This window comes from Candidatus Goldiibacteriota bacterium (assembly GCA_016937715.1).
Classification (GTDB): domain Bacteria; phylum Oederibacteriota; class PGYV01; order PGYV01; family PGYV01; genus PGYV01.
This window is the reverse complement of the sequence record JAFGWA010000112.1, coordinates 1-5,565: the sequence shown is the minus strand read 5'-3', so window position 1 is coordinate 5,565 and position 5,565 is coordinate 1. Positions and strand designations below refer to the sequence as shown.

Sequence of the window (5,565 nt, the reverse complement as noted above, 5' to 3'; positions counted from 1 at the left end):
ACGGCGGCAGATTCTGATGTGCCGCAAGCCTACGGCTGCCAATTACGTTAACACAGCGGAGATTTCAAACTTGTTTGGTTACAAGAACACCAATTTGCGGCGCGTACTGAAAAAATATACCCAACCCCTGTACAACAGGAGGGACGGATGCACAGAGGGACAGAGGGTCAAAAGTAAATAAAAAATCAACTTCCGTGCCTACCAAATCTAAGCCATAAAAATCATAACAATAAATCAACTAAAGATTATATATTTTTTGAGGAGCCGCTTAAAAATAAAAAAGGCGCCCTTAACAGGGCGCCTTTTTTGATATTATCTGATTATTACTTTTTGCCTTTGCCTTTTTCTTCTTTAATTTTTTTAGCGGCATCTTCCATTTTACCCTTAACTTCTTCTGTTTTGCCTTTCATTTCTTTTTTCATCTTTTCTTCTTTGGACTTCTTTTCCTTCATCATCTTTTTTTCTTCTTTGGACATACCGTTCCATCTTTCTTTTGCCTTTGCAAGCTTTTCAGCCCTTTTCTCTTCGCTCATATTTGTCCAGCGCTGTTCTGCCTTTGCAACAAGTTCAGCCCTTTTTTCAGGTGTAAGACCGTTAATTTTTTCCTGTGCTTTTGCCCTTATCTGCGCTTTTTCCGCTTCCGGAAGGGCATTCATCTTTTCAACCGCTTTTGCCTTAACTGCTTCTTTCTGTTCTTCTGTCATCTTATTAAATTTCTTATTAAGTTTTGCCTGTTCCGCAGCTTTCTTCTTGTCATTCATCTTTGCGTATTTCTTTTCAAGTTTCTTTGAAGCTGCCACTTTTCCCGCTTCTGTCATTTTTCCTGTTGCTTCAGCAATTGCCGCTTCCTGCTGCTGTACCGGGAGAGCTTCATAAATCACTTCTTCAACTACCGCATCGTCCTTTGTAATGTCTGTTGCTTCATCCGCAATTGCTACAACTGCGAACGTCATGAAAAACATTACCATTAACAAACCAAGTCCTTTTTTCATTTCTATTTCTCCTTCTTTGGAATAAATTTCTGTTACTCACAAGAATAACAGTAGAATTTTTAGCGTGAATTTTTGATGTGTTAATTTAAATTATATTCTCATAATACCCCTTTGTCAAGTAACGGGTCAAATCTGCTGAATTTCCGCGTTCAATATTTTATAAAATTTTTCAACCGCGCGTTTTTCAAGCCATGGCGTGTGTCCGCAGTTTTCAAGAAGTATAAACTTTGAATTATTAACCGCCTGTTCAAGCGGTATCTTCACACCATCAGCCGGGTGAGGGTCATAATCGCCGTGAATTGCTGTTACAGGGCACTGTACTTCCCTTAAAAAATTCATTAAACTTCCGTCTTTTCTTAATACTGCCGCTTCTTTCCAGACATTATTAAATATTTCCGCGTTTAATTTCACTTCACCTTTTTTGTCTATAGGATCAAAACTGTCCGCCCGGGCAAATATTTCACCAAGCCTTTTGAAGGCAGCCGTGCTGCGCGTCTGAGCGCTTAATTTTTCAATTTCTTTTCTCTCTTTTGCCTCAAGCCTTTCCATTCGGGTCTTTTGTATCTGCAGGGCATACTCTTCTTCAAACGGGGCGCTTGAAACAAGTATTAGTTTTTTTACGTGCGAAGGATACGCTGCAGCGAATATAACGGAAAGCCAGGCTCCCCACGAATGGCCTATAAGCACAACCGGAATATCCGCGTACTTTTCAATACAATCTTTCAGTTCATTAACCTGCCCTTTTATTGTATCATGTTTCTGATACGGCTCCAAAACTCCGGTCAATTCAGACAACTCTTTCGCTACCGGCGCCATCTCGCCCGCCGCCCCCGGGCCGCCGTGAATAACCGCAGCAGTATACGGAGCAACACCGTGTTTTTTCATTTATCCCCTTTTTTTAATTATAAAAATTTTTACACTTGCCCTATAATTATATACATAAACATAGAAATATTAAGTAAAATTACGGATTTTTTTAGATATATATAAAAAGAACGGCGGTTTTGGCAACCGTCGGAGGGGCTTCTTTTTCATGTAGGGCTGCGAACCCTTTTGCCCGTGACCGCTTCCAAAACCGCCTGCCGGTACTGCCTTTGTTGCGTCCGGCACTCCCTGTCTGGAGCTCTTTCCAGTTCCGGTGCACTTTCTGTTTCCTTTCTCTTTCCGGTTCTATTTCCTTTCTCTTGCATACTAATTATACTTCATGAAATGCAAATAATCAAATTTTACGCAGATATAATCTTTGCTTTTTTGCCTTTACGCTATATAATTAGTTAAATTAAACCTAAGGAGGCAGGGATGAAAAAAGAACTTATTATTGTATCCATCACAAAAAGGCTGGATGATGCGGTTCCTGTACAGAAAGTGCTTACAGAACACGGCTGCAGTATTAAAACAAGGCTTGGGCTCCACGATGCAACTGCTACCACATGCAGCAATACCGGGCTTTTAATACTGGAAATTATTAACCCAAAAGACGCGGCTATAATGACAGCAAAACTGAAAAAAATTAAGGGAGTAAACGTAAAAGCAATAAGTATTTAAATATTATATTAAAGCCGGGGGGCAGAATTATATTCTGTCTTCCGGCTTTATTTATTAAAAAAGTTTATAACATTATCCATATCGCTTGTGATATCAGCATCCGGAAGTGATTTAATAAAACTTTTACCATAGGTTTTTTTTGTGATTCGCGTATCTAAAATAATAACCGCCCCTCTGTCTTCCTTACCCCTTATTAACCTGCCAAATCCCTGTTTTAACATAAAGACAGCCCTTGGCAGCGCGATATCCGCGAAATCATTTCCGCCCTGTTCTTTCACATGCCTGTATATGGCTTTCTGAAGCGGGTGTTCCGGAACTTCAAAAGGCAGCTTTGTTATAACCACGCACTTTAAAGCGTCGCCTTTTATATCCACACCCTGCCAAAAAGAACTTGTGGCAAACAAAACAGCAGGGCCTTCCCTGAACTTTTCAATAAGTTTCACGGCGTTAAACTGCCCCTGCATCAGGAATTTTATGCCCCTGAATTTTGGTTTTAACGCTTCATAGGATTTTTTCATTAAATCAATACTGGTAAAAAGTATAAGCGTGGCACCGCCGGTAATTTCTATCACTTCCTGAAGCCTGTTTATTAAAGCCGGTGCAAACTCTTTTTCAGACGGCAGCGGCAGTTCTTTTTCAAGGTACAGAATACTCTGTTTTTTATAATCAAACGGGGATTTTAAAACGCCCTGGTCCGCGGAATACACCCCGAACTGCTTTATGATATATGAAAAATCCTCCCCCGCGGCAAGCGTGGCGGAAGTCATGATAACGCTTTCATAAGATGAAGCTATTTTTTCTTCAAAATCCTCATCAAGCCTGTATGGCGTTATCCAAAGGTTCACGTTGCTGTCAGGCTCCTGTTCCAGCCAGTAAAAATATTTTGGGTTGTTTCTGTTTAACCAGTCCTTAACGGTAAGGGCGGAACCTTCAAGGGAACCGAATAAATATTCGGCGTATTTGCGCTCATCAGAAGTGTCTGCCTCGGCGGCTTTCCCCTTCAATATGTACATAAGGTCTGCAAGTTCTTTTTGCAGGTCAATGAATGAAGAAACCTGCCTGTCTATAAGAGCGGTATTTTTTCTGTCAAGCTGCAGTTCCCTTTCTGATAATAACAGGCGTATAAATTCATCCACGGACTTTTTAACCGCGGCCGTATTGGAATTTTTATCTTTTTTTCTGCTTTTTCCCGCCCCATAAATAAAATCAGCGGCTTCCGCCAGAAGCGACGCGAAACCAAAAGAAGAAAAAGACCTGCTTATCATCTCCCTCATCACTTCTTCAAGCTTGTGCGCTTCATCAAAAACCACGCATGACGCTTCCGGCAGTATCTTCGCGCCGAAAACTATATCGCTGAAAAACAAATGATGGTTAACCACAACAATATGGCACTTATTTAAACGCCTTCTCATTGTCCAGTAATGGCACTTACGGAAATGTTCGCATGATTCTTCCGCGCACTGGTTTTTATCCCGGTTAATGGAAGACCAGACTTCTTCAGGTATATGAAAAGGGCTGTTTTCTTTAAGCCCCTGTGCGTTATTTAGAAAATCAATTATATTGCCGGAACCTCCCGCGTCCTGGAACAGCGTAGTCTTGTCCTGCAGCGCGAAAGCGCGCCTGCGGCACATATAATTGGACATTCCATACGCGGCTTCAAATTTTAATTCCGGAAATATTTTCTGCACCACAGGAAGGTCTTTTTTAATAATCTGCGACTGCAGCGTCCTTGAATAGGTGGTAATGATAACCCTGGTATCATTTTTTATGGCGTATTCCGCGGCCGGTATAAGGTAGCCAAGCGTTTTACCCACTCCGGTGCCTGCCTCTATTAAAAGGTTCTGTCCGCGCGATATGGCCTTATGCACGGCTTTAGCCATTGCTATCTGTTCAGGCCTTTCTTCAAAATCCGGTATTACCGACGGCACATCTTCTGTAAAATATTTTTCAATCATATATTTGTAAACATCCTTTTTAATTATTATCCCATATACAAATACTATCCCATATCCCATAAATAAAAACTATTACATCAACTGCCGCACCTGCCTTGCTGTTGATTTGTTCTGCCAAGCATCCAAGCCTCTAACCTTCCGCCTTCTTACCAGTCCTTCTCATTTGAATTCGGGTCTTTTTGCCCCTGCATTGGTTCATTCATCTGCCGCTGCATATACTGCATTATCTCTTCAGGCGACATGCGCATCATATCAAACGGATTAAGCTGCTGCATATTTCCCTGCGGCTTCTGTTCTTTTCCCTGCCTGTTAAAATACTGCTGAAGTTGTTTTTCCTGTTTCTGCATCATATTAAGCATTGCCTGTGCTTCATCTTCGCTCATCCCGCCAAGCTTCTGCTTTCTTTCTTCCTGTTGTTCTTTTGCCTGCTGCTCTTCTGATTTGCCGGCGCCGTCTCCGGACTGCTTCTCATCACCGGCTTTATTATTATCAGGCTGCTGCTTGTCCTGATTTTTCTGTTGTTCCTGTTTATCGCCCTGCCCTTTATCATTATTTTCTTTCTGCTTGTCCTGCTTGTTATCCTTATTATCCTGTTTCTTTTGAGGCTGTTCTTTTATCTTCTCTTGTGTCACTTTTATATTGTACTTTATATCTTCATCCTTAGGTTTTAATTCTTCCGCTTTTTTATACATAGACAGGGCGTCTTCGTACTGTTCCATTCTAAAAAGGGAGTTTCCGGCATTATAATACCCTTCATAATATTTCGGGTGTTTTTTTATGAATTCATTATAATCAGAGAGTGCTTTATCATATTGCCCGTTAAAGTAATTTTTATTGCCGTCTTTGAAATAATTTTTGGCATATACCGGCATTACCGCAAATACTATAAGCACTGAAATTATTAACAGTTTTTTCATTATTACCTCTTTAAATAATTTTCAAAATTATAAGGTAATCAATTCAAAATGTAAAGGGTTTCACGCAGATTTGTCAACGCAAAATAGAAATGTCCTATTTTCTGCAAAATAGAAATGTCCGGTTTTCAAAGTACAGCCTGCCAAGAATCCCCGGTT

At 40.7% G+C, this 5,565-nt stretch carries 5 protein-coding genes; 1 reads left to right on the top strand and 4 read right to left on the bottom strand.

Annotated elements, in window-relative coordinates; translation table 11 throughout:
• Window positions 1–323: 323 nt before the first annotated feature.
• Window positions 324–992, bottom strand: a complete 669-nt coding sequence (locus JXR81_10680) for a DUF3106 domain-containing protein (protein ID MBN2755307.1) — start codon at window positions 990–992, stop codon at window positions 324–326.
• Window positions 993–1,118: 126 nt separating this feature from the next.
• Window positions 1,119–1,877 carry an alpha/beta hydrolase gene (locus tag JXR81_10675; GenBank protein MBN2755306.1) on the bottom strand — a complete coding sequence of 253 codons (759 nt, stop codon included), beginning with the start codon at window positions 1,875–1,877 and terminating at the stop codon, window positions 1,119–1,121.
• Window positions 1,878–2,291: 414 nt separating this feature from the next.
• Here JXR81_10675 and JXR81_10670 point away from each other — a divergent pair, with 414 nt between their 5' ends.
• On the top strand, window positions 2,292–2,537 hold the full coding sequence (locus tag JXR81_10670) for a hypothetical protein (GenBank protein MBN2755305.1): 246 nt from the start codon (window positions 2,292–2,294) through the stop codon (window positions 2,535–2,537).
• Window positions 2,538–2,584: 47 nt separating this feature from the next.
• Here JXR81_10670 and JXR81_10665 read toward each other — a convergent pair whose 3' ends face one another.
• Complete coding sequence (locus tag JXR81_10665; protein ID MBN2755304.1) at window positions 2,585–4,552, bottom strand: ATP-dependent DNA helicase; 1,968 nt, start codon at window positions 4,550–4,552, stop codon at window positions 2,585–2,587.
• Between the two features lie 86 nt (window positions 4,553–4,638).
• The gene (locus tag JXR81_10660; protein ID MBN2755303.1) at window positions 4,639–5,409 is read right to left on the bottom strand and encodes a tetratricopeptide repeat protein; all 771 of its coding nucleotides are present in this window, start codon (window positions 5,407–5,409) and stop codon (window positions 4,639–4,641) included.
• Window positions 5,410–5,565 lie beyond the last annotated feature (156 nt).

Excerpts from the sequence above, each read along its gene's own strand:
- JXR81_10675 (MBN2755306.1), bottom strand. The coding sequence starts at position 1,877 with ATGAAAAAACACGGTGTTGCTCCGTATACTGCTGCGGTTATTCACGGC.
- JXR81_10665 (MBN2755304.1), bottom strand. The coding sequence starts at position 4,552 with ATGGGATATGGGATAGTATTTGTATATGGGATAATAATTAAAAAGGAT.
- JXR81_10660 (MBN2755303.1), bottom strand. The coding sequence starts at position 5,409 with ATGAAAAAACTGTTAATAATTTCAGTGCTTATAGTATTTGCGGTAATG.
- JXR81_10680 (MBN2755307.1), bottom strand. The coding sequence starts at position 992 with ATGAAAAAAGGACTTGGTTTGTTAATGGTAATGTTTTTCATGACGTTC.
- JXR81_10670 (MBN2755305.1), top strand. The coding sequence starts at position 2,292 with ATGAAAAAAGAACTTATTATTGTATCCATCACAAAAAGGCTGGATGAT.